Below are 534 nucleotides of genomic sequence, written 5' to 3'. Positions count from 1 at the left end.
TACACCCCAGCTGAGGGGGGGTAAATGCAGCGCATCGCGCTGTTCGGGAACGAGCACCTCGACAGCTTGCTGTGCGGAGGCGCCGGTGACAGAACTCTCCGATCGGGACCGTTTACGGCTGCTGCTTGCCAGCGCCTGGCCCGCCCGGTCTATTGGGCTGGGCGCATCCAGCTCACGCTCCAGCGAATCGGCGAATGCATGCAAAGACGCCTGGTCCGGCGTTTGAGCCGAAGCACGGGACGGTTCGGCCCTTTTCATCCCTGATGCTTGGAGGATGCGGTGCCAACGCTGCAAGGCTGGGGGGAGCGTTCCACTGCGGGCTTCGAGTTCGGTGACGCCCACTCTGCGAAATAGCTGTAGCAACCCCTGCCTGCTCATCTCGAACTGCGTCATGGCTTCATCGAATGCTTGCGCTGGGCGGGAGTGGCACTGGAAAAAACCCAGCACGCGAGCCACTTGCGCGTGGTCGGCAACGCGATGGGACGTGCGTTCGGGAATACGGCGATTGATTCTTGTGATCAAGGTCGGCGCGTG

1 pseudogene is annotated in these 534 nt (G+C 62.7%); it reads right to left on the bottom strand.

The annotated features are described in order from the left end of the window. Positions 1-534 (bottom strand): annotated as a pseudogene (locus XAXN_RS22820) (hypothetical protein); the annotation flags it as partial.

This window comes from Xanthomonas axonopodis, assembly GCF_001304695.1.
Lineage (GTDB): Bacteria > Pseudomonadota > Gammaproteobacteria > Xanthomonadales > Xanthomonadaceae > Xanthomonas > Xanthomonas axonopodis.
This window is presented reverse-complemented; position numbering and strand designations above follow the sequence as displayed.